This is a genomic window from Streptomyces sp. NPDC107454 (assembly GCF_055582885.1).
This window is the reverse complement of the sequence record NZ_JBVJPA010000011.1, coordinates 166,297-186,135: the sequence shown is the minus strand read 5'-3', so window position 1 is coordinate 186,135 and position 19,839 is coordinate 166,297. Positions and strand designations below refer to the sequence as shown.

Genomic DNA, 19,839 nt, shown 5'->3' with positions numbered 1-19,839 from the left:
CTTCGTCGCGCGACCCTCGGCCATGTGCGGCGGCCGACCCCCGGCACGGTGAGTCGGCGGCGCTCCGTGTGCGTACTACTCGGCGGCGGCCGTGACCGGGGCTTCCATCAGGATGGTGCGGCGGGGGTTGGCGGTCTGGGCGGGGAGGTCGACCGAGTGCTCCGGCTGCTCCGGCGTCTGCAGCGCGTCGGCGTCCTCGAGGTGCGCCAGCGTGGTGCGTCGCGGGTTGGCTATGTTGCGGAACATCATCGTCGTCTTCACTGTTGTCCTAGACCTCGTGGTGGTGGGCGCCGCGGGAGGTCAAGGACCGCCTGGTCGGCGCGGGTTGTCGGATTTGCCATCCCTGTAAAGCGTCAGGCTAAACATGCAATTCCCGGTCGGAGCCGCGAAGACCGCATGATCGCCATGTGAGTTTGCTCACTTACTAGCAGGCAAAGCGGTCAATTCAGGCCGCCAACTCGCCGCGACGAAACGGACATTGCCCCACTGAACCCAATATTCCGCTCCTGATCATCGCGACTGGGACACCCCTCGCGCACCCATGGCTCGTGGGTATACGCCCCTTATGTACGAGATCACTTTCTACGTCTCGTAACGCATCCCTCACAAGGTGTCACGGTGGTCACAGCCTGGTACATGGGCCTTGTTGGAGATCCTGCACTGTGCTGGAATTCCACGGACCGCCGCGGGATCCAACCGGCGCACAGAGGGCGCGACTCAGCGCCGGGTGGCGGCGGGAAGGGGGAGCAGCGCCGGTCACTCACGACCACACCTGGGGGCGTATCTGCGCCCCTGAACGACGCCGACACCGTCCCGCCGTTTTCGCGGAGGGGCGCCTGGTCCAGAGGTTGCGACGCTAGTGCAGGGACGTTTCAAGAGGGATGGCAGCGCTTCGGCGGAGCCGGAGCCGCACGGCGGGACCGACCGCGGTTCCTCGCCCCAGCACGCCCAGAACCCGGGACAATCAGAGCTCGGCGGCGGTGAGCGCTCCGCGCGCCCCGGCGCGACGACTCCCGACCAACCACCCGCGAAGCCGCAGGGTCCCCCCGGCCCCGGCCCCCGAATAGCTCTGCGCAACTGGCGCATCTCCACGCGTCTGGTGTCGCTGCTCGCGCTCCCCGTGGTCGCCGCGACCACGCTGGGTGCCCTGCGCATCAACCAGTCGATGGACGACATCCAGCAGCTCGACAACATGAAGCTGCTGACCGACATGACCCAGCAGGCGACCGAGCTCGCCGCCGCCCTCCAGAAGGAGCGCGACCAGTCGGCCGGCCCGCTCGCGCACGGCGCGAAGCCCAACGACATCACGGTCAAGGGCGTCCGCGACGCGACGGACGTCGCCAAGCAGCAGTTCATCCAGGGCACGCAGGAGATCGACACCGCCAGCGCGAACGGACAGCTCACCGGTGTCCGTGACAGCCTCGTGGCCATCGCCGGCGAGCTGAACAAGCTGAGCACCATCCGCAACGGCGCCTACAGCGACGCCAAGAACTCCTCGCAGACGGTCGACGGGTACCACCGCCTCATCACCCAGCTGATCGGCCTCTCCCAGGACATGGCCGAGGCGACCAGCAACCCGGAGATGATCTCGCGCACCCGCGCCCTGTCGGCCTTCTCCTCCGCCAAGGAGTACGCCTCCGTCCAGCGCGCCGTCATCGCCGCCGCGCTGCCCGCGAACAACACCACCTTCGGCACCCTCTCCGAGAACGACCGGCTGTACGCGAACTCCGCGCAGGACAGCGAGGCCTCCGAGCGCACCAGCTTCGCGAGCATCTACGGCTCCGGAGCGGAAGACCTCACCAAGCCGATCGACCAGGGCAACCCGACCATCCAGTCGGCCGACGCGTACGCCAACCGCGTGCTCGGCTCGACGGGCGGTCTGAGGACCCAGGACCAGCGCTCGTACAAGGACTGGGTCGACGACGACACGGCCAAGATCGAGCAGATGTCGAAGATCGAGCTGACGCTGCTCAACCAGATGGAGCAGAAGGCCCGTGAGCTGAAGAACGCCTCCCAGCAGGAAGCGATCATCTCCGGTGCGCTGATCCTGCTGGTCCTCGGCGTCTCGCTGGTCGGCGCCTTCGTCGTGGCCCGCTCCATGATCCGCTCGCTGCGCCGGCTCCAGGACACCGCGACCAAGGTCGCCCAGGACCGCCTGCCCGAGCTGGTCAAGCAGCTCTCCGAGTCCGACCCGCAGGACGTCGACACCTCCGTCGAGTCCGTCGGTGTGCACTCCCGGGACGAGATCGGCCAGGTGGCCGCGGCCTTCGACGACGTGCACCGCGAGGCCGTACGACTGGCCGCCGAGCAGGCCCTCCTGCGAGGCAACGTCAACGCGATGTTCACCAACCTCTCGCGCCGCTCCCAGGGCCTCATCCAGCGTCAGCTCTCGCTCATCTCCGAGCTGGAGTCCCGCGAGGCCGACCCGGACCAGCTGTCCTCCCTCTTCAAGCTCGACCACCTCGCGACCCGCATGCGCCGTAACGGTGAGAACCTCCTCGTTCTCGCCGGTGAAGAGCCCGGCCGCCGCTGGACCCGCCCGGTCCCGCTGGTCGACGTGCTCCGCGCCGCCGCCTCCGAGGTGGAGCAGTACGAGCGCATCGAGCTGTCCTCGGTCCCGACGACGCAGGTCGCCGGCCGGGTCGTCAACGACCTCGTGCACCTGCTCGCCGAGCTCCTCGAGAACGCCACCTCGTTCTCCTCCCCGCAGACCAAGGTCAAGGTCACCGGTCACGCGCTGCCCGACGGCCGCGTGCTGATCGAGATCCACGACACCGGTATCGGCCTCTCCCCCGAGGACCTGGCCGCGATCAACGAGCGGCTCGCCTCGCCGCCCACCGTGGACGTCTCCGTCTCGCGCCGCATGGGTCTGTTCGTGGTCGGTCGTCTGTCGCAGCGGCACGGCATCCGCATCCAGCTGCGTCCGTCCGACTCCGGTGGCACCACCGCGCTCGTCATGCTCCCCGTCGATGTCGCCCAGGGCGGCAAGAAGGCTCCGGGCAAGCCGGGTCCGGGCGGTTCCGGTGGTCCGGCCGCCGCACAGGCCTCGGCCGGTGTCGCGGCGGCCCGCCGCGGCGGCCAGGGCGGCGGTCCGTCCCTCGGGGCGGGTGCCCCCGCCGGTGGTGGCGGTCTGCTCGGTGCCCCGCCGCAGCGCGGACAGGTCGGCGCCGGTCAGGGTCCGCGGGCCGCGCTCCCCGGCAGCAACCAGGGCGGTCGCCCGGGTGCCCCGGGTGCGGCGCGTGGACCGCAGGGTCCCGGCAACCAGGGCCGGCCGGCCCCGGCCGGTGCGGGTGCCTTCGGACAGGGCCCGCAGGGCCTGCAGGCCGCCGGAACCGGTGCCCCCCAGGGCTTCGGCGACGGACCCGCGCCCCGCCAGGGCTTCGACTTCGGTGACAACAGCGGCCCCGCGGCCACTCCTCCGCAGCAGCCCGCGGGCAACAAGGGCGGCGGCCGTCGCAGGCCGCAGCTGCCCGGACGCGGTGGTCCGCGTGCCGAGCTGCCCGGTGGCAGCCCGCAGCAGTCGCGGCCGAGCTGGAGCGACGACAACGCACAGCCGCCGGTGCCGCGCGCGTCCCTCGACACCCCGCGCGGTCACGAGGAACCCGACTCCACTTCGCGCATGCCCCGGATCGACGACCGGCAGGACCCGGCCGCGACCTCGGAGATGCCGCGGATCGACGACCGCCAGGGTCCCGCAGCCACCTCGGGGTTCCCCCGTCCCGACTTCGACGCCCCGCGCCCCGGCATGAACACGCCGCAGAACAACGGGCAGAACAACGGTCAGTTCGTCCGTCCCGACGTGTACGGCTCCTCGGGCACGGCTCCGGCCGCCCCGAACCCGTCCACCACGGGCCAGTACGCGACCCCGGGCTACGGCGCCTCCCAGGACCCGTCGTCCACGGGCCAGTTCGCGACGCCCGGTTACGGCGGTTCCCAGGACCCGTCGTCCACCGGCCAGTTCACCCGGCCGGGTTACGGCAACGGCCAGGACCCCTCGTCGACGGGCCAGTTCGCGACGCCGGGCTACGGCAACCGCCAGGACCCCTCGTCCACCGGCCAGTTCGAGCGCCCCGCGCCCCCGCAGCAGCGGCCCACGCGTCCGCAGGAGCCCGAGGCGCTGCCGCCGGCGACGGGGCCGGGTGACGGACGTACGCCGCTGTACGACACGCTGGAGACCAACTGGTTCCACGGTCAGGCGAACGGCTCTCAGAACGGCTCCCCCAACGGAGCTCACAACGGCGCCCAGAACAACGGGGCCCAGAACAACGGCGTCCACACCAACGGCTCGCAGCAGCCGCCCCAGACCCCCACAGCACCACCGCAACGGCCGGCCGCCGCACCGGCCTCCGCCAACTGGCGCACCTCGCCGAACGACGACCTCGTCCGGCAGGCAGAACGCGTCCGTCAACCGTCGGCGGGCGGGGTCACCACCTCAGGCCTGCCGCGCCGCGTCCCGCGAGCCAACCTCGTCGCGGGCACGGCACAGCAGCAACAGCACCAAACCGGTCCGCAGGTCTCCCGTGCGCCTGATGACGTACGCGGCCGGCTGACCAATCTCCGTAGGGGCATTCAGCAGGGTCGACAGGCCGGTACCGGCCAGACCGGCAGCTTCCCCAGCCCCACTCACCAGCAGGAGCGTTAGTTGAGCCCGATGAGCCAGGCGGCACAGAACCTGAACTGGTTGATCACCAACTTTGTGGACAACACCCCCGGGGTGTCCCACACCGTCGTCGTGTCCGCCGACGGGCTCCTTCTGGCCATGTCCGAAGGATTCCCACGCGACCGCGCCGACCAGCTTGCGGCCGTCGCCTCCGGCCTGACCTCGCTGACCGCCGGGGCCTCCCGGATCTTCGAGGGCGGCACGGTGGCCCAGACGGTCGTCGAAATGGAGCGCGGCTTTCTCTTCCTCATGTCCGTCTCGGACGGCTCGTCCCTGGCGGTCCTCTCCCACCCGGAGTGCGACATCGGCCTTGTCGGTTACGAGATGGCGCTGCTCGTCGACCGGGCGGGTGCCGTACTCACGCCGGACCTGCGCGCTGAACTCCAGGGAAGTCTGCTCCACTAAAGGGCCCTGGTTCTAGAGACTGCACGAAATCACCGTCCGGCCGCCACAATCCCCCCACCGGCCCCAACAGACGGCACGAATGACCGACTTGCTGTCCCGCCCGGAGGATTCATGACCCCGCCCACCGCCTCTCATGATCCGTACGCACAGCCGTACGGGGATGAGGGCGACCAGCCGCTGGTACGTCCGTACGCGATGACCGGCGGCCGGACCCGGCCGCGGTACCAACTCGCCATCGAGGCACTGATCAGCACTACGGCCGACCCCGCGCAGTTGATGGGGCTGCTCCCCGAGCACCAGCGGATCTGCCACCTCTGCCGTGAGGTCAAGTCGGTGGCCGAGGTGTCGGCCCTCCTGTCCATGCCGTTGGGCGTGGCCAGGATCCTCGTCGCGGACCTCGCGGAGGCCGGACTCGTCGCCATTCACCAGCCTGGCGGCGATGAGAACAACGGCGGCGCGCCGGACGTGACTTTGCTCGAAAGGGTGCTCAGTGGACTTCGCAAGCTCTGACGGAGGTCGGACGACCACCTCCGCGAAGATCGTGGTGGCGGGCGGATTCGGCGTGGGCAAGACCACGTTCGTCGGCGCCGTCTCGGAGATCAACCCGCTGCGCACCGAGGCCGTCATGACGTCCGCGTCCGCCGGCATCGACGACCTGACCCACACCGGAGACAAGACGACGACCACCGTCGCCATGGACTTCGGCCGCATCACCCTGGACCAGGACCTGATCCTGTACCTCTTCGGTACGCCGGGTCAGGACCGCTTCTGGTTCATGTGGGACGACCTGGTCCGCGGCGCCATCGGTGCCGTCGTCCTGGTCGACACCCGCCGTCTCGCCGACTGCTTCCCCGCGGTCGACTACTTCGAGAACAGCGGCCTGCCGTTCGTCATCGCCCTCAACGGCTTCGACGGACATCAGCCGTACAACCCCGAAGAGGTGCGCGAGGCGCTCCAGATCGGACCGGACGCCCCGATCATCACGACGGACGCCCGGCACCGTGCGGATGCGAAGAGCGCACTCATCACGCTGGTCGAGCACGCGCTCATGGCACGTCTGCGGTAGCACTCAAGTCGACAGCTTCATAAGACAGTTGTCGTAGGGACATTGGAGCCGGCTGTGTCGTTTGACACGGTCGGCCACAGTGTTCATAACGTTTCGACATGGAATTCGGTGGACACCGACACGCATCGCGGTCAGTCGGTGTCGCTGCGCTCACAAAAGCCCCGTCTTTTGACGGGGCTCGCTCTTTATGACCGTTTTATCTAGGGGATACGTCACCCGGAACCAGCGGTTCCGAGTGTTTGGAAGGGCGCTGCCTGACGTGCTGGAATGCGCTGAACTGCCCAGTAGTCAAGGGCGCTGGAGACACCGCGGCACAACGTAGGTGCCGACGCCGAGAGGTTGTTGGTCGAGTGAGGCGAAGCAAGAACGGTCCCGAGCCGTCGGCACGGGGCAACTTCACCCCGCCGCCGCGCGGCGCGGCGCCCGCACAGGCGCCCGTCCCGGAGCCCACTCCGGCGCCCGCGCCGAGCGGCGGTCGTCTGTCCCCCCGTAACTGGCGCGTACCCACCAGGCTGAACGCGATCCTGCTCATACCCGTGATCGTCGGCCTCATCATGGGCGGCTTCCAGGTGAAGAACTCGATCGACACCTGGCAGGAGGCCCGCGACGCCGAGAAGGTCGCGAAGATCGTGGCGGCCGCCAGCGACTACGCCGAGGCTCTGCTCAACGAGCGCGACGTGTCCGCCGAGCCACTGCTCAAGGGCAACCGGAACAACGCCACGGTCAAGCAGGTCCGCGCGACCACCGACCAGATGGCCGACGCCTTCCACAAGGAAGTCATCGGCATGCCGGCCAAGCAGGGTCTTGAGCGCCGGCTGAGCCTGGTGGTGAAGGCCGAGCCCCAGCTGGACCAGATCCGCAAGACCGCCTTCACCAAGTCCATGGAGCCGGTGCAGACCGAAGAGGGCTACGTCACCGTCGAGCACCTGCTGATGGAGTTCTCGAACGAACTCGGCCTCGGCACGGGCAACATCACGAGCTACGGCCGTTCGGTGTACGCCATCGCGCTCGCCAAGGGCGCCGAGTCGCTGCAGCGCTCGATCGGCACCCACCTGCTGGTCAAGCCCAGCACCGACACGAAGAACCACGCGCTGCAGGTCACCTCCTTCACCTCGTACGCGTACCTGGAGAACATCGCTCTTCAGGAGTACGTCTCCGGTGGTACCGAGGCGGACGCCGCCCGGCTCACCACGGTGATGGAGCAGAAGACCGCCGAGGGCAAGAGCCAGCTGGCCACGGCCAAGAGCAGGACCGAGGCCGCGGGCGGGACCTTCGTGGCGCCGCCCGCCATGGACAAGATGATCCAGGCGATCGCCAGCGGCGCCACGCCCACCCAGCTCGCCGCTCAGGGCATCACTCCCGAGACGTGGATGGCCGCCGCCACCCTCAAGTTCCAGGGCTACAGCCAGGTCGAGAAGGAACTCATCGACCGGGCCGTCAACGACGCCGGAAGCATCGCCTCCGACGCCCAGCGCCGGGCCTACCTCAACGGCGCCATCGTCGTGATCGCCCTGCTCGCCGCCTTCATCCTGGCCGGGCTCATGGCCCGCCAGATGAGCCGTGCGATGCGCCAGCTGCGCAACGCGGCCTTCGGGGTCGCCGAGCAGCGTCTGCCGATGCTGGTCGACCAGCTCTCGCGCACCGACCCGGGCCGCGTGGACACCCGCGTCCAACCGATCCCGATCACCACCACGGACGAGATCGGCGAAGTCGCCCGCGCCTTCGACCAGGTCCACCGCGAGGCCGTCCGGCTCGCCGCCGAGCAGGCCCTCCTGCGGGGCAACATCAACGCGATCTTCACCAACCTGTCGCGCCGCAACCAGTCCCTGATCGAGGGCCAGCTGACCCTCATCACCGACCTGGAGAACAACGAGGCCGACCCGGACCAGCTGGAGAACCTCTTCCGCCTGGACCACCTCGCGACCCGTATGCGCCGCAACGGCGAGAACCTCCTCGTCCTCGCGGGCGAGGAGCCCGGCCGCCGCTGGGACCAGCCGGTGCCCCTCGTGGACGTCCTGCGCGCCGCCTCCTCCGAGGTGGAGCAGTACGAGCGCATCGAGCTCTCCGGCGTCCCGGAGGCCGAGATCCACGGCCGTGCCGTGACCGACCTCGTGCACCTGCTCGCCGAGCTCCTGGAGAACGCCACCACGTTCTCCTCCCCGCAGACCAAGGTCCGCGTCACCGCGACCCGGCTGCCCGACGGCCGCATCATGGTCGAGATCCACGACAAGGGCATCGGCCTCACCGCCGAGGACTTCGCGGACATCAACCACAAGCTGGCCAACCCGCCGACCGTGGACGCCGCGATCTCGCAGCGCATGGGCCTGTTCGTGGTCGGCCGCCTGTCCGACCGGCACGGCATCCGCGTCCAGCTGCGCCCCTCCGGCGAGCAGGCCGGTACGACCTCGCTCGTCATGCTCCCCGACGCGATCACCCACGGTGGTGGCGGCGGCGAACAGCAGCTCCAGCGCGACGAGTTCACGGTCTCGCAGATCATCCCGGAGCCGCAGGGCTTCCAGCCGGAGCAGGCCTTCCAGTCCCAGGCCCAGCCGATGCGCACCGCCGCCGAACTCGGTTTCGACGACAGCCGCTACACGGAGGTCCCCGACGACATCCGCGAGCTGGACCCCGTGGGGCGCTCGCTGATGCGTGAGGAGCGCCGTGCGGCCCTGGAGGCCCAGGCGCAGGGCCAGCCGGAGGCCATCGAGCCGCCGAGGTACCCGGAGGGTTTCGAGGCTCCCCAGCCCGCGTACGACGACGCTCAGGCCGCCTACGGCAACGGGCAGGGTGCCTACGAGGAGCAGCAGGCCTCGTACGACCAGCAGACGGGGTACGAGGAACCGCAGCAGGGGACGTACGACGAGACGTACTTCCCGTCGAACGGCGGCTACCCGGAACCCGCGTATGCGGAGCCGGTCCAGGAGGAGCACACGGGAGCCCGGAGTTCCGCTTCGGACACCTTCTCGACCTTCGACGAGCCGTCCTACCAGGACGACTGGCCGCAGCAGGACTCGTACCGCAACGGCTACCCGTCCGAGTACGCTCCCGAAGCGGAATCTTCGCAGGCCGCTGACGTGAGTGAGCAGGACCGCGTAGGCTTCAGCCGTCCGGGACCGACCACCTCCGCCCCCCATGCGCTGACCGACGCCGGGCTGCCGCGCCGCGGATCCGCCGCGAGCGGCACCAACGGCCAGCGGCCCGTGGACCAGGGCACCCAGGGGGTTCAGGCACCGCCTGCGGCCACCGCGAGCAACGGCGACGGCGACTGGCGTACGTCCAACGACAACCGCTGGCAGCGCGCCGAGCAGCTCAAGAAGCCCAAGGCGGGCGGGGTCACCTCGTCCGGCCTTCCCCGGCGGGTGCCCAAGGCCAATCTGGTCGAGGGAACCGCGGAAACGACCCCACAGGGCGGCCCCCAGGTCTCCCGCGCTCCCGAGGACATCCGGGGCAGGCTGAGCAACCTGCGCCGCGGCGTCCAGCAGGGACGCAATGCAGGTAGTGACACGAACGGCCAGGGCTTCGGTCCTGACAGCACCTACAACCAGGAGCGTTAGTGTGAGCCCGATGAGCCAGGCGGCGCAGAACCTCAACTGGTTGATCACCAACTTCGTGGACAACACCCCCGGGGTGTCCCACACGGTGGTGGTCTCCGCCGACGGACTCCTTCTGGCGATGTCCGAAGGCTTTCCCCGTGACCGCGCCGACCAGCTCGCGGCCGTCGCGTCCGGGCTGACCTCGTTGACCGCGGGCGCGTCCCGCATCTTCGAGGGCGGCAGCGTGAACCAGACAGTTGTGGAGATGGAGCGAGGATTCCTCTTCCTCATGTCCATTTCTGATGGTTCCTCGCTCGCGGTCCTTGCACATCCCGAAGCGGACATCGGTCTCATCGGGTACGAGATGGCCCTTCTGGTGGACCGTGCCGGTACGGTTCTGACCCCGGATCTTCGAGCGGAGCTCCAAGGGAGCCTTCTCAACTAACAGACAGACCGTGCGTTTTGGCGTCCCGGGGCCGTAAGGTTTCGGGACGCGGTCCCACAGTGATGGGTGCCCGGCACAGTCGGAGGAGGAGAAAGTGGCAACACCCCCAGGCGGTTCGTCTTCGGGCAACTGGTCGTACGGCCCCGGCCAGGGGCAGGGCCAGGGTGACGGTTCACAGAACCCGAACCGATACAACTTCCCCTCCGCGCCAAGTCACCGACGCCAGCAGCCGTACGCACCGCAGGGCCCCGGCCCCTCGCCGTACGACCAGCCGCCGGCACCGCGTATTCAGCCTGTGCAGCCTCAGCGACGCACCCCCGAGGCGGCGCCCGCGGGATCGTCGAACAACCCTCTGGTGCGTCCGTACGCGATGACGGGCGGCCGCACCAGGCCCCGCTACCAGCTCGCCATCGAGGCACTGGTGCACACCACCGCACAACCGCACCAGATGCAGGGCCAGTTGCCCGAACATCAGCGGATCTGCAACCTCTGCCGCGAGATCAAGTCGGTGGCCGAAATCTCGGCGCTGCTGACGATCCCTCTCGGTGTGGCCAGGATTCTCGTCGCCGACTTGGCGGAGGCGGGCCTGGTCGCCATCCATCAGCCCGGCGGCGACGAGAACGCCGGCGGCCAGCCAGACGTGACTTTGCTCGAAAGGGTGCTCAGTGGACTTCGCAAGCTCTAGCGGAGGGCCTTCCCGCTCCACCACGTCCGCGAAGATCGTGGTGGCGGGCGGCTTCGGCGTGGGCAAGACCACGTTCGTCGGGGCCGTCTCGGAGATCAACCCGCTGCGTACCGAGGCCGTCATGACGTCCGCGTCCGCGGGCATCGACGACCTCACGCACACCGGAGACAAGACGACGACCACCGTCGCCATGGACTTCGGCCGCATCACCCTGGACCAGGACCTGATCCTGTACCTGTTCGGTACTCCCGGTCAGGACCGCTTCTGGTTCATGTGGGACGACCTGGTCCGCGGCGCCATCGGCGCGATCGTCCTGGTCGACACCCGCCGTCTCGCCGACTGCTTCCCCGCGGTCGACTACTTCGAGAACAGCGGTCTGCCGTTCGTCATCGCCCTCAACGGCTTCGACGGCAACCAGCCCTACAACCCGGACGAGGTCCGGGAAGCCCTTCAGATCGGCCCCGACACGCCGATCATCACGACGGACGCCCGGCACCGCGCCGACGCGAAGTCGGCGCTGATCACGCTGGTCGAGCACGCCCTGATGGCACGTCTGCGGTAGCGCCTCCGCGCGGCGGAGCAACGGAAGGGGCGCCCTCTCCACTCGGTGGAGAGGGCGCCCCTTCCTTCGCTCCGGGACAAGGACAGAAAGACAAAGGGAAGGGCCCGCTCTTCACAGAGCGGGCCCTTCCCCGTTGCTGAGGTGCCTCGGGCTAGCCGTGCCAGCTGTGCGGGGCGCGGAAGCCGGGCTCGCGCTCCAGGCGGCGCCAGCCTGCCTTCGCACGGCCACGGTGGGTGGGGGTGGTGTCCGGCTGGGCGGCGGCGCGGGCCAGGAGGATGGCCGTGATGGCGGCGACTTCCTCGGGCTCGGCGTGGCCCTTCTCGACGCGGATGTCAGGGGTGTCCATAGGTTTCAGTCTCCGTGAGAGAGGTTTCCGCGGCGGTACCGCGGAGGATCCGCAGGGTTACTGCGGGGGGTTGCCGTGCTTGCGGGAGGGCAGGTCCGCGTGCTTCGACTGCAGCATGGCCAGGGAGCGGATCAGCACCTCGCGGGTCTCCGCCGGGTCGATGACGTCGTCGACCAGGCCCCGCTCGGCCGCGTAGTAGGGGTGCATGAGTTCGGCCTTGTACTCCTTGACCATGCGTACGCGCATGGCCTCGGGGTCGGCGGCCTCGGCGATCTGCCGGCGGAAGATGACGTTGGCCGCACCTTCCGCACCCATCACGGCGATCTCGTTGGTGGGCCAGGCGTAGGTGAGGTCGGCCCCGATGGACTGGCTGTCCATGACGATGTAGGCACCTCCGTACGCCTTGCGCAGGATGAGCGAGATCCGCGGCACCGTCGCGTTGCAGTACGCGTACAACAGCTTGGCGCCGTGCCGGATGATCCCGCCGTGCTCCTGGTCAACCCCGGGCAGGAATCCGGGAACGTCCAGGAGGGTGACGATCGGAATATTAAAAGCGTCACACATCTGGACAAAGCGCGCAGCTTTTTCGGACGCCTCGATGTCCAGCACGCCCGCGAGGGACTGCGGCTGGTTGGCGACGATGCCCACCACCTGGCCGTCCAGACGGGCCAGCGCGCAGATGATGTTGCGGGCCCAGCGCTCGTGGACCTCCAGGTAGTCGCCGTCGTCGACGAGTTCCTCGATGACCTTCGTCATGTCGTAGGGGCGGTTGCCATCCGCCGGGACCAGGTCCAGGAGGACGTCCGAGCGGCGGTCCGCGGGGTCCTGCGAGGTCGCGTGCGGCGGGTTCTCGCGGTTGTTCTGCGGGAGCATCGACAGGAGGTAACGCACCTCGGCGATGCAGGTCTCCTCGTCGTCGTAGGCGAAGTGACAGACACCGGAGGTCTCCGCGTGGACGTCGGCGCCGCCGAGCCCGTTCTGGGTGATCTCCTCGCCGGTGACCGCCTTGACGACGTCGGGGCCGGTGATGAACATCTGCGAGGTCTCACGGACCATGAACACGAAGTCCGTCAGCGCGGGGCTGTAGGCGGCGCCGCCCGCGCACGGGCCGAGCATCACGCTGATCTGCGGGATGACGCCGGACGCCTTCGTGTTGCGCTGGAAGATGCCGCCGTAGCCGGCGAGCGCGCTCACACCCTCCTGGATGCGGGCGCCCGCACCGTCGTTGAGGGAGACCAGCGGCGCACCGGCCGCGATGGCCATGTCCATGATCTTGTGGATCTTCGTGGCGTGCGCCTCGCCCAGCGCGCCGCCGAAGATACGGAAGTCGTGCGCGTAGACGAAGACCGTACGGCCCTCCACCGTGCCCCAGCCGGTGACGACTCCGTCGGTGTACGGCTTCTTGGCCTCCAGGCCGAACCCGGTCGCCCGGTGCCGGCGCAGCTGCTCGACCTCCTGGAAGGACCCGGGGTCGAGAAGCAGCTCGATGCGCTCCCGGGCGGTCAGCTTGCCCTTGGCGTGCTGCGCCTCGGTCGCCTTCTCGCTGGGTCCTCGCAGCGCCGCCGCACGAATCGCGTGCAGTTCGGCCACGCGCCCGCGTGCGTCCGTGGGTTCGCCTGAGGGTGCGGCCTCATCCAAAACGGTCATGTAGCGACCATACGAAGTCGAACAAGAAAACCGGGCCGTCGACTCCGTACAGTCTCCGGCCCGTTTTCCTGGTACCCCTGAACAGAACCGTGACGGCATGCAGGCGATCTGACTGCTCAGAGGGCATCTGGCTTGTAGGGGTCGCACAAAGTCGCGAGCTGAGAGCCCGCTCACATTCGCGAGGGACCCATGCCATCCCTAGAGTGACACGGAGCCTTGGACGGGACCCGTTCGGAGTACACCGGGCCTTCGGCCCGACCCCTGTACAGGTGGAGCGAGGATACGCAGACCGCCGCGGGAGACCGGGGAGTGACCGCCGGGAAGCGGGTCGACGAAGCGCAACGTAACGTCGTAAACACATGGCGGATGATGTTGAAACTTGAACGGAATAGGTCTACTGTCTCCCTTGTTGGCCTCGTTGAATCTTCAACAAACTCTCTGCCGCGGTTTTCGGCTTCCCGACGAAACCGCGACCCGTCCCCCTAGGAGCACGTCATGGGCATCTTCGGCCGCAAGACCACCGACACCCCCGCCGCCGCGACCACGGCCCCCGCCGCTGTGAGCCCCGAACTCGCGGCGCTCACGGGCGAGTACACGATCGACCCGTCCCACTCGGAGATCGGTTTCGTCGCCCGTCACGCCATGGTGACGAACGTCAAGGGCTACTTCAAGGACTTCGACGGCACCCTGCACCTGGACGGCACGGACCCGTCCAAGTCCACCGCCACGATCGACGTCAAGATGGACAGCATCGAGACGGGCTCCGCGGACCGTGACGGCCACCTGAAGAGCTCCGACTTCTTCAAGATCGACGAGTTCCCGACGATGACCTTCCGCTCCACCAAGGCGGAGGCCCTCGGCGGCGACGACTACCGGATCACCGGCGACCTGTCGATCCTCGGCGTCACCAAGCCGCTCTCCATCGACCTGGAGTTCAACGGCTCCGCGAAGGACCCCTTCGGCAACGAGCGCGTCGGCTTCGAGGGCAAGGCGGAGATCCTGCGCTCCGAGTGGGGCCTGACCTGGAACGCGGCCCTGGAGACCGGTGGCGTCCTCGTCTCCGACAAGATCAAGCTGACCTTCGACATCTCGGCGATCAAGAACGCCTGAGCCCTCGGCTCACGCCGGTGCCCTGAGCGCGCCCGCCCTCTGACTCCCCCAGCGGGAGGGCGGGCGCTCGGCATATCCGCGTACGCCGCCCCGCTGCCCGTTTATTCGGGTGGGTTCGGGTGGGCGAGGCCGAGGTCGTAGGCGAGGATGACGGCCTGGACGCGGTCGCGGGCTCCCACCTTCGCCAGGACCCGGCCGACATGGGTCTTCACGGTGGATTCGGCGACGACCAGACGCTCGGCGATCTCGCTGTTGCTCCACCCCTGGCCGATGGCGACGAAGATCTCGTACTCCCGTTCGGTGAGAGCGCGTACCCGGGGGTCGTCCGCCGTCCTTGGACCCGGCTCACCCGGCCGGCCGGACGAATCCCGGGGCAGGTGCTTGGCGTAGGCGTCGAGGAGGCGGCGGGTCAGTGCCGGAGCGATCACCGCGTCGCCCGCCGCGACCGCGCGGATGCCGGCCAGCAGTTCCTCGGGGTGGGCGTCCTTGAGGAGGAATCCGCTGGCTCCCGCGCGCAGCGCCGCGTGGGCGTATTCGTCCAGGTCGAACGTGGTCAGGATGAGGACGCGGGAGCGGTCGCCGGAGGCGACCACGCGACGGGTGGCCTCGATGCCGTCCATGCCGGGCATCCGTACGTCCATGAGGATCACGTCCGGGCGCAGTTCGGCGGCCCTGCGCACGGCGTCGGCGCCGTGGGCCGCCTCGCCGACGACTTCGGTGTCGGGGGTGCTCTCCAGGAGCATCCGGAAGCCGAGGCGTTGCAGTGGCTGGTCGTCCACGATGAGCACGGTGGTCACACCGCACCGCCCGTGGCGGCCGGCGGGGTGACATCGGTCTCGGCCGAGGTCTCGGCCGGCGGGGTGAGGTCGAGGGTGGCCCGCACCGTCCATCCCCCGCCGGGGGCGGGCCCCGCAACGACGGTCCCGCTGTAGAGGGCTGCGCGTTCTCTCATGCCGGCGAGTCCGTGTCCTTCCTCCTGGGACGGCCCGGGAGGGACGGTACCGCCGCCCCGGCCGGTGTCGTGGACGTCGATGCGCAGCCGCGTGTCCTTGACGCCGACCGCGAGCTCGACGCGGGTGTCGTGGCCCGCGTGCTTGAGGGCATTGGTGAGTGCTTCCTGCACTATGCGGTACACCGTCAGCTGGACCCCGCGGTCGAGGGTGTCCAGCTCGCCGCCCGTGCGGTAGACGACCTGGGGACCGGCGGCGCGGATCCGGGCGCACAGGGCGTCGATGTCCGCGATGCCCGGCTGGGGGCTGAGCTGGGGCGCGGCGGGGGTCTGGGTCTGCTCGCGCAGCACGCCGAGCATGCGGCGCAGTTCGCCCAGCGCCTGACGCCCGGTGTCACCGATGAGCAGCAGGGCCTGCTTGCCGCGTTCCGGTGCGATGTCGGTCGCGTACGCGCCACCGTCGGCGAGCGTAATGATGACGGAGAGGTTGTGGCCGACGATGTCGTGCATCTCGCGGGCCACCCGGGTGCGTTCGGCGGCGGCGGCGAGCTTGCTGCGCTGGTCGCGTTCGATCTCCAGGCGGGTCGCGCGGTCGCGCAGGACGGCGAGCTGGGCGCGCCGGATCCGTACGGCCAGACCGAGCGCGACCGCCGCGGTGATCGTGCTGAACAGGAAGAACAGCGCGTCCAGGACGGACACCGCGGACGGCAGCCGCAGGGCGACCAGGCCGAGGGCGGCCGCGGTGACCGCGCAGGCCATGGGCAGCCGCCGCAGCTGTCCGTGCAGCACCAGGCTGTAGAGGGCGATCAGCAGGGCGACGTCGGCGCGGAGCCAGACTCCCAGCGCCACTTGGAGGAAGAGCACCGCGGCGATCACGGCGAAGGCGAGTGACGGCCTTCGCCGCCGCCACAGCAGCGGCAGGACCAGTCCGGCCTGCAGGGCGACGGTCACCGGCCAGGGCAGGTGGGTGACCTGGGTGTCGAAGGCGTGTCGTCGGCCGTCGTCGTCGTGCACCAGGTCCGGCACGCAGAACATCAGCGCCACGACCACGATCACGCCCGTGTCCAGGACCCACGGATGGTTCCGGTCGCCCTGCTTGAGCCGTCGGCCGAGCCGGGACAGCCCACGGGCCAGAGGGTGGTTCCACGGGAGCTCCGCCTCCGCGAGGGACAGGTCGGAGGGAGTCGTCCCTGGGTGGGCGGTGTCGATGCTCATGGGGATCACTCGTCCGCGTTCATGGGTGTCACCTGTCCATTGTGTGTCCGGCCGCCTCTCTGTCCGCGTGTCTCTCCGGGTGCCTCTTCGTCAGGCGTCAGAACGTCAGGCGTCGGTGCGCAGGAGGCGGTAGGCGGCGCCCGCCAGGGCGAGCACGGTCCAGCCGAGGAAGACCAGGAGCCCGGCCGTGGGCGCGAGGGCCGTCGAGTCGTGGGTGAGCGCGAACATCGACTCACCCGCGTTGCTTGGCAGGTACGGGCTGATGTTGTCCTGCCACGAGGTGGGCAGCAGCGAGATCAGGCCGGGGATCAGCATCAGCGAGGCGACCAGGACCGATATGCCGCCGGCGACCGAGCGCAGCAGGGCGCCCAGAGCGGTGCCGATCACGCCGACCAGGCCGAGGTAGAGGCCCGCGCCCAGCAGGCTGCGCACGACACCGGAGTGGGAGATCGTGAGGGCCGCCGGGGTGCCGGAGACGATCCCACTGGTGATCATGAACGCGATGAAGACGCCGATGGTGGAGACGACGAGGGCGACCAGGCCGAACACCGCCGACTTGGACCACAGCACCGGCAGGCGGCGCGGGACGGCGGCCAGCGTGGAGCGGATCATGCCGGTGGAGTACTCGCCGGCGGTGACCAGCACGCCCAGGACGCCGAGCGCCAGCTGGGCGAAGTTCGTACCGAACACGGAGAGGCTGAGCGCGGTGGCCGTGGCCTCGTCCGGGCGCAGCCGCTCACCGGAGTTGATCTGGGACTTGTAGTGCGCGGCGGCGATCACGCCGAACGCGACCAGGAAGAGCAGGCCCAGACCGAGGGTGATCCAGGTGGAGCGCAGGGACCACAGCTTGGCCCACTCCGAGCGCAGCACGCGCCGGCCGGTGACCTTGTACTCGGGACGCAGGGTCCGCGCCGGTGCGGGCGCTGAGCTGTCGGTGATGGTGATGGTGCTCATGCCGCCCTCCCGGGGGCCTCGACGGTGGCGGTGGCGTGGTACTCGACGGCGTCACGGGTCAGGTCCATGAAGGCCTGTTCCAGCGAGACGGTCCGGGAGCTGAGCTCGAACAGGGGGATGCCGTGCTCGGCGGCCTTGAGACCGATGGCCCGCGCGGACAGGCCCGTCACGTGCAGCTCCTCGGAGCCGACCTCGCCGGTGATCTCGACGCCGGGGCCGGCCAGCACCTCGCGCAGGCGGGCCGACTGGTCGGAGGCCACGGTGACGGTGTCGCCGCCGGCCTGCTGGACCAGCTCCTGCACGGTGGTGTCGGCGAGCAGGCGCCCGCGGCCGACGACGATCAGGTGGTCGGCGACCAGCGCCATCTCGCTCATCAGGTGCGAGGAGACGAAGACCGTGCGGCCGTCCGCCGCGAGTCCGGTCAGCAGGTTGCGGATCCACAGCACGCCCTCGGGGTCCAGTCCGTTGACGGGCTCGTCGAGCATGATGGTGGCCGGGTCGCCGAGGAGCGCGGCGGCGATGCCCAGCCGCTGGCCCATGCCGAGGGAGAAGGCGCCCGCGCGCTTCTTGGCCACGGACTGCAGACCGGTCAGCTCGATGACCTCGTCCACCCGGCGGCGCGGAATGCCGTGGGTGTAGGCCTGCGCCATCAGGTGGTCGAACGCGGAGCGGCCGGGGTGGATCGACTTGGCCTCCAGCAGCGCGCCGACCTCCTGGAGCGGCGCGGTGTGCTCGGCGTAGTGCTTGCCGTTGACCGTCACGCTGCCGCCGGACGGCGCGTCCAGTCCGACGATCATGCGCATGGTGGTGGACTTGCCCGCGCCGTTCGGGCCCAGGAAGCCGGTGACGGTGCCGGGCCTGACGACGAAGTCGAGCCGGTCGACCGCCGTCTTCTCCCCGTACCGCTTCGTCAGCTGATGTGCCTCGATCATCGTTCTTCCCTCACGCTCGGGGGGCCTGACCCCGCCAGACTGCTCACTCGCCACGCTAGGGGCCCGCGGACCGGGATCCGTGGTACCCGGGAGCTCAATGAGGTGCGGCAGGTAGTACCGAGGTACCACGGGGCCCCGGGTGGGGGATGACGTCACCTCCCGCATACGCCCTGGTGGTTACGGAGGTCGAGGGCTCTCCCCTACTGTCGTCCGCGTGATGGATCTCGCCTACCTCGCCGCCGTCCGGGAGTCGTACGACAGGGTCGCCGCCGACTACGCCGAATGGGTCAAGACCCCGGCGCAGCTGGATCCGCTGTCGCGCGCGATGCTCGTCGCGTTCGCCGAGATGGTGCGGACGGCCGGCGTCGGCGCCCTCGCGGACCTGGGATGCGGGCCCGGCCTGGTGACGGCCCATCTCGCCGACCTGGGGGTGTCCGTCTTCGGCATCGACCTCTCGCCCGCGATGGTCGAGCTGGCCCGTCGGGCCCACCCGGGGCTGCGTTTCGCCGTCGGGTCGATGACCGAGCTGCCCCTCGAGGACGACGAGCTCGGCGGCATCCTCGCCTACTACTCCGTCCACCACACGCCACCGGAGTTGTTGCCCGTCGTGTTCGCCGAGTTCGCTCGCACGCTCGCGGCCGGCGGCCGTCTGATGATCGCCGGTTACGTGGGAGCCGGAGAGCGTCTGCGTCCGACGCAGGCGTACGGCGGCCATCCGGTGTCCTTCGAGTCCTACCTGGTGCCGCCGGACCGGGTTGCCGAGCTGTTGGAGCGGGCCGGGCTCGTCGTCACCGCGCGGCTGGTACAGGAGCCCGGCGAGGGCGCCAAGAGGACGGTCGCCACGTTCCTCGCCCGAAAGCCTGAACGGTCATGAGGCCGGATGCCGGCAACGCCACCGCGCAACACGCCCGGCCCTTCAGCCGTCAGCCCCTCACTCGTCAGCCCTTCAGGCGTTCCCGCAGTTCCTCGACATCGGTGAGGAACCAGGTCTGCCGCCCCCGGTTGCACTCACGGACGAAGTCCCGCAGCGCCGAACTGGCCTCCATGTGGCGGGAGATGTCGCCGAGGACGGCGAGTGCCATCCGGTAGTTGGCGAACTTCTGGACGATGTCACCGGCCACGCGGGTACGCAGCTGAAAGAAGGCCTCGTCGAACCGCTCGGCGGGAATGACCACCCACTGGGCACCCTGGTAGGAGGCGTTGCCGATGAGATCCAGGACGTCGCCCTCGCTTCCGATGACCTCGCCCTCGGCGGCACACATCATCACGGGTACGTCGTGGATCGTCTGCAGGGTGCTCATGAGGATCGAGGCTAGGCGTGAAGACACCC

Annotated in this window: 18 protein-coding genes; 10 read left to right on the top strand and 8 right to left on the bottom strand. The window is 69.4% G+C overall.

All coding sequences use genetic code 11. The annotated features are described in order from the left end of the window. Positions 1-75: 75 nt before the first annotated feature. On the bottom strand, positions 76-261 hold the full coding sequence (locus tag ACZ69M_RS28250) for a hypothetical protein (RefSeq protein ID WP_352047765.1): 186 nt from the start codon (positions 259-261) through the stop codon (positions 76-78). 598 nt (positions 262-859) lie between these two features. On the opposite strand from ACZ69M_RS28250, the gene ACZ69M_RS28245 reads away from it, so the two are divergent. The 8 genes from ACZ69M_RS28245 (at position 860) to ACZ69M_RS28210 (ending at position 11,356) form a co-directional block, all read left to right on the top strand. After that, positions 860-4,642 carry a sensor histidine kinase gene (locus ACZ69M_RS28245; protein WP_470054118.1) on the top strand — a complete coding sequence of 1,261 codons (3,783 nt, stop codon included), beginning with the start codon at positions 860-862 and terminating at the stop codon, positions 4,640-4,642. Positions 4,643-4,651: 9 nt separating this feature from the next. After that, complete coding sequence (locus ACZ69M_RS28240; protein ID WP_010984127.1) at positions 4,652-5,065, top strand: roadblock/LC7 domain-containing protein; 414 nt, start codon at positions 4,652-4,654, stop codon at positions 5,063-5,065. A 111-nt stretch (positions 5,066-5,176) separates the two neighbouring features. Continuing rightward, positions 5,177-5,575: a DUF742 domain-containing protein gene (locus ACZ69M_RS28235; protein ID WP_054235411.1), complete on the top strand. Its 399-nt coding sequence runs from the start codon at positions 5,177-5,179 to the stop codon at positions 5,573-5,575. Then, positions 5,556-6,131: a GTP-binding protein gene (locus tag ACZ69M_RS28230; RefSeq protein WP_054235412.1), complete on the top strand. Its 576-nt coding sequence runs from the start codon at positions 5,556-5,558 to the stop codon at positions 6,129-6,131. The genes ACZ69M_RS28235 and ACZ69M_RS28230 overlap by 20 nt, the downstream gene beginning before the upstream one ends. A 350-nt stretch (positions 6,132-6,481) precedes the next feature. Beyond that, positions 6,482-9,685, top strand: coding sequence for a sensor histidine kinase (locus tag ACZ69M_RS28225; RefSeq protein WP_470054115.1), 3,204 nt, complete (start codon positions 6,482-6,484; stop codon positions 9,683-9,685). 10 nt (positions 9,686-9,695) lie between these two features. Then, positions 9,696-10,109, top strand: coding sequence for a roadblock/LC7 domain-containing protein (locus ACZ69M_RS28220; protein ID WP_030948713.1), 414 nt, complete (start codon positions 9,696-9,698; stop codon positions 10,107-10,109). A gap of 94 nt (positions 10,110-10,203) precedes the next feature. Further along, positions 10,204-10,794: a DUF742 domain-containing protein gene (locus ACZ69M_RS28215; protein WP_054235413.1), complete on the top strand. Its 591-nt coding sequence runs from the start codon at positions 10,204-10,206 to the stop codon at positions 10,792-10,794. Continuing rightward, the gene (locus ACZ69M_RS28210; RefSeq protein ID WP_026248371.1) at positions 10,775-11,356 is read left to right on the top strand and encodes a GTP-binding protein; all 582 of its coding nucleotides are present in this window, start codon (positions 10,775-10,777) and stop codon (positions 11,354-11,356) included. Before ACZ69M_RS28215 ends, ACZ69M_RS28210 begins: the two co-directional genes overlap by 20 nt. A 151-nt stretch (positions 11,357-11,507) precedes the next feature. Here the strand turns inward: ACZ69M_RS28210 and ACZ69M_RS28205 are convergent, their stop codons facing one another. Beyond that, positions 11,508-11,702, bottom strand: a complete 195-nt coding sequence (locus tag ACZ69M_RS28205; protein ID WP_067370986.1) for an acyl-CoA carboxylase subunit epsilon — start codon at positions 11,700-11,702, stop codon at positions 11,508-11,510. Between the two features lie 57 nt (positions 11,703-11,759). Continuing rightward, positions 11,760-13,349 carry an acyl-CoA carboxylase subunit beta gene (locus ACZ69M_RS28200; protein ID WP_099920491.1) on the bottom strand — a complete coding sequence of 530 codons (1,590 nt, stop codon included), beginning with the start codon at positions 13,347-13,349 and terminating at the stop codon, positions 11,760-11,762. Between the two features lie 495 nt (positions 13,350-13,844). On the opposite strand from ACZ69M_RS28200, the gene ACZ69M_RS28195 reads away from it, so the two are divergent. Then, positions 13,845-14,459, top strand: coding sequence for a YceI family protein (locus tag ACZ69M_RS28195; protein WP_470054112.1), 615 nt, complete (start codon positions 13,845-13,847; stop codon positions 14,457-14,459). A gap of 101 nt (positions 14,460-14,560) precedes the next feature. On the opposite strand, the gene ACZ69M_RS28190 is transcribed toward ACZ69M_RS28195, so the two are convergent. From ACZ69M_RS28190 to ACZ69M_RS28175, 4 genes are all read right to left on the bottom strand, one after another. After that, positions 14,561-15,256: a response regulator gene (locus ACZ69M_RS28190; RefSeq protein ID WP_470054110.1), complete on the bottom strand. Its 696-nt coding sequence runs from the start codon at positions 15,254-15,256 to the stop codon at positions 14,561-14,563. After that, a complete protein-coding gene (locus tag ACZ69M_RS28185) occupies positions 15,253-16,623 on the bottom strand; it encodes a sensor histidine kinase (protein WP_470054108.1) in 1,371 nt (456 codons plus the stop codon). The genes ACZ69M_RS28190 and ACZ69M_RS28185 overlap by 4 nt, the downstream gene beginning before the upstream one ends. A gap of 105 nt (positions 16,624-16,728) precedes the next feature. Then, on the bottom strand, positions 16,729-17,577 hold the full coding sequence (locus tag ACZ69M_RS28180) for an ABC transporter permease (protein WP_470054106.1): 849 nt from the start codon (positions 17,575-17,577) through the stop codon (positions 16,729-16,731). Next, on the bottom strand, positions 17,574-18,509 hold the full coding sequence (locus ACZ69M_RS28175) for an ABC transporter ATP-binding protein (RefSeq protein WP_075031636.1): 936 nt from the start codon (positions 18,507-18,509) through the stop codon (positions 17,574-17,576). Before ACZ69M_RS28175 ends, ACZ69M_RS28180 begins: the two co-directional genes overlap by 4 nt. Positions 18,510-18,726: 217 nt before the next feature. On the opposite strand from ACZ69M_RS28175, the gene ACZ69M_RS28170 reads away from it, so the two are divergent. Further along, on the top strand, positions 18,727-19,383 hold the full coding sequence (locus tag ACZ69M_RS28170; protein WP_470054405.1) for a class I SAM-dependent methyltransferase: 657 nt from the start codon (positions 18,727-18,729) through the stop codon (positions 19,381-19,383). A gap of 64 nt (positions 19,384-19,447) precedes the next feature. Here the strand turns inward: ACZ69M_RS28170 and ACZ69M_RS28165 are convergent, their stop codons facing one another. After that, positions 19,448-19,810, bottom strand: coding sequence for a DUF4180 domain-containing protein (locus tag ACZ69M_RS28165; RefSeq protein WP_470054104.1), 363 nt, complete (start codon positions 19,808-19,810; stop codon positions 19,448-19,450). Positions 19,811-19,839 lie beyond the last annotated feature (29 nt).

Coding starts and splice junctions, on each gene's coding strand:
- ACZ69M_RS28240 (WP_010984127.1), top strand. CDS start 4,652: ATGAGCCAGGCGGCACAGAACCTGAACTGGTTGATCACCAACTTTGTG.
- ACZ69M_RS28235 (WP_054235411.1), top strand. CDS start 5,177: ATGACCCCGCCCACCGCCTCTCATGATCCGTACGCACAGCCGTACGGG.
- ACZ69M_RS28220 (WP_030948713.1), top strand. CDS start 9,696: ATGAGCCAGGCGGCGCAGAACCTCAACTGGTTGATCACCAACTTCGTG.
- ACZ69M_RS28205 (WP_067370986.1), bottom strand. CDS start 11,702: ATGGACACCCCTGACATCCGCGTCGAGAAGGGCCACGCCGAGCCCGAG.
- ACZ69M_RS28200 (WP_099920491.1), bottom strand. CDS start 13,349: ATGACCGTTTTGGATGAGGCCGCACCCTCAGGCGAACCCACGGACGCA.
- ACZ69M_RS28195 (WP_470054112.1), top strand. CDS start 13,845: ATGGGCATCTTCGGCCGCAAGACCACCGACACCCCCGCCGCCGCGACC.
- ACZ69M_RS28185 (WP_470054108.1), bottom strand. CDS start 16,623: ATGAGCATCGACACCGCCCACCCAGGGACGACTCCCTCCGACCTGTCC.
- ACZ69M_RS28180 (WP_470054106.1), bottom strand. CDS start 17,577: ATGAGCACCATCACCATCACCGACAGCTCAGCGCCCGCACCGGCGCGG.
- ACZ69M_RS28175 (WP_075031636.1), bottom strand. CDS start 18,509: ATGATCGAGGCACATCAGCTGACGAAGCGGTACGGGGAGAAGACGGCG.
- ACZ69M_RS28170 (WP_470054405.1), top strand. CDS start 18,727: ATGGATCTCGCCTACCTCGCCGCCGTCCGGGAGTCGTACGACAGGGTC.
- ACZ69M_RS28165 (WP_470054104.1), bottom strand. CDS start 19,810: ATGAGCACCCTGCAGACGATCCACGACGTACCCGTGATGATGTGTGCC.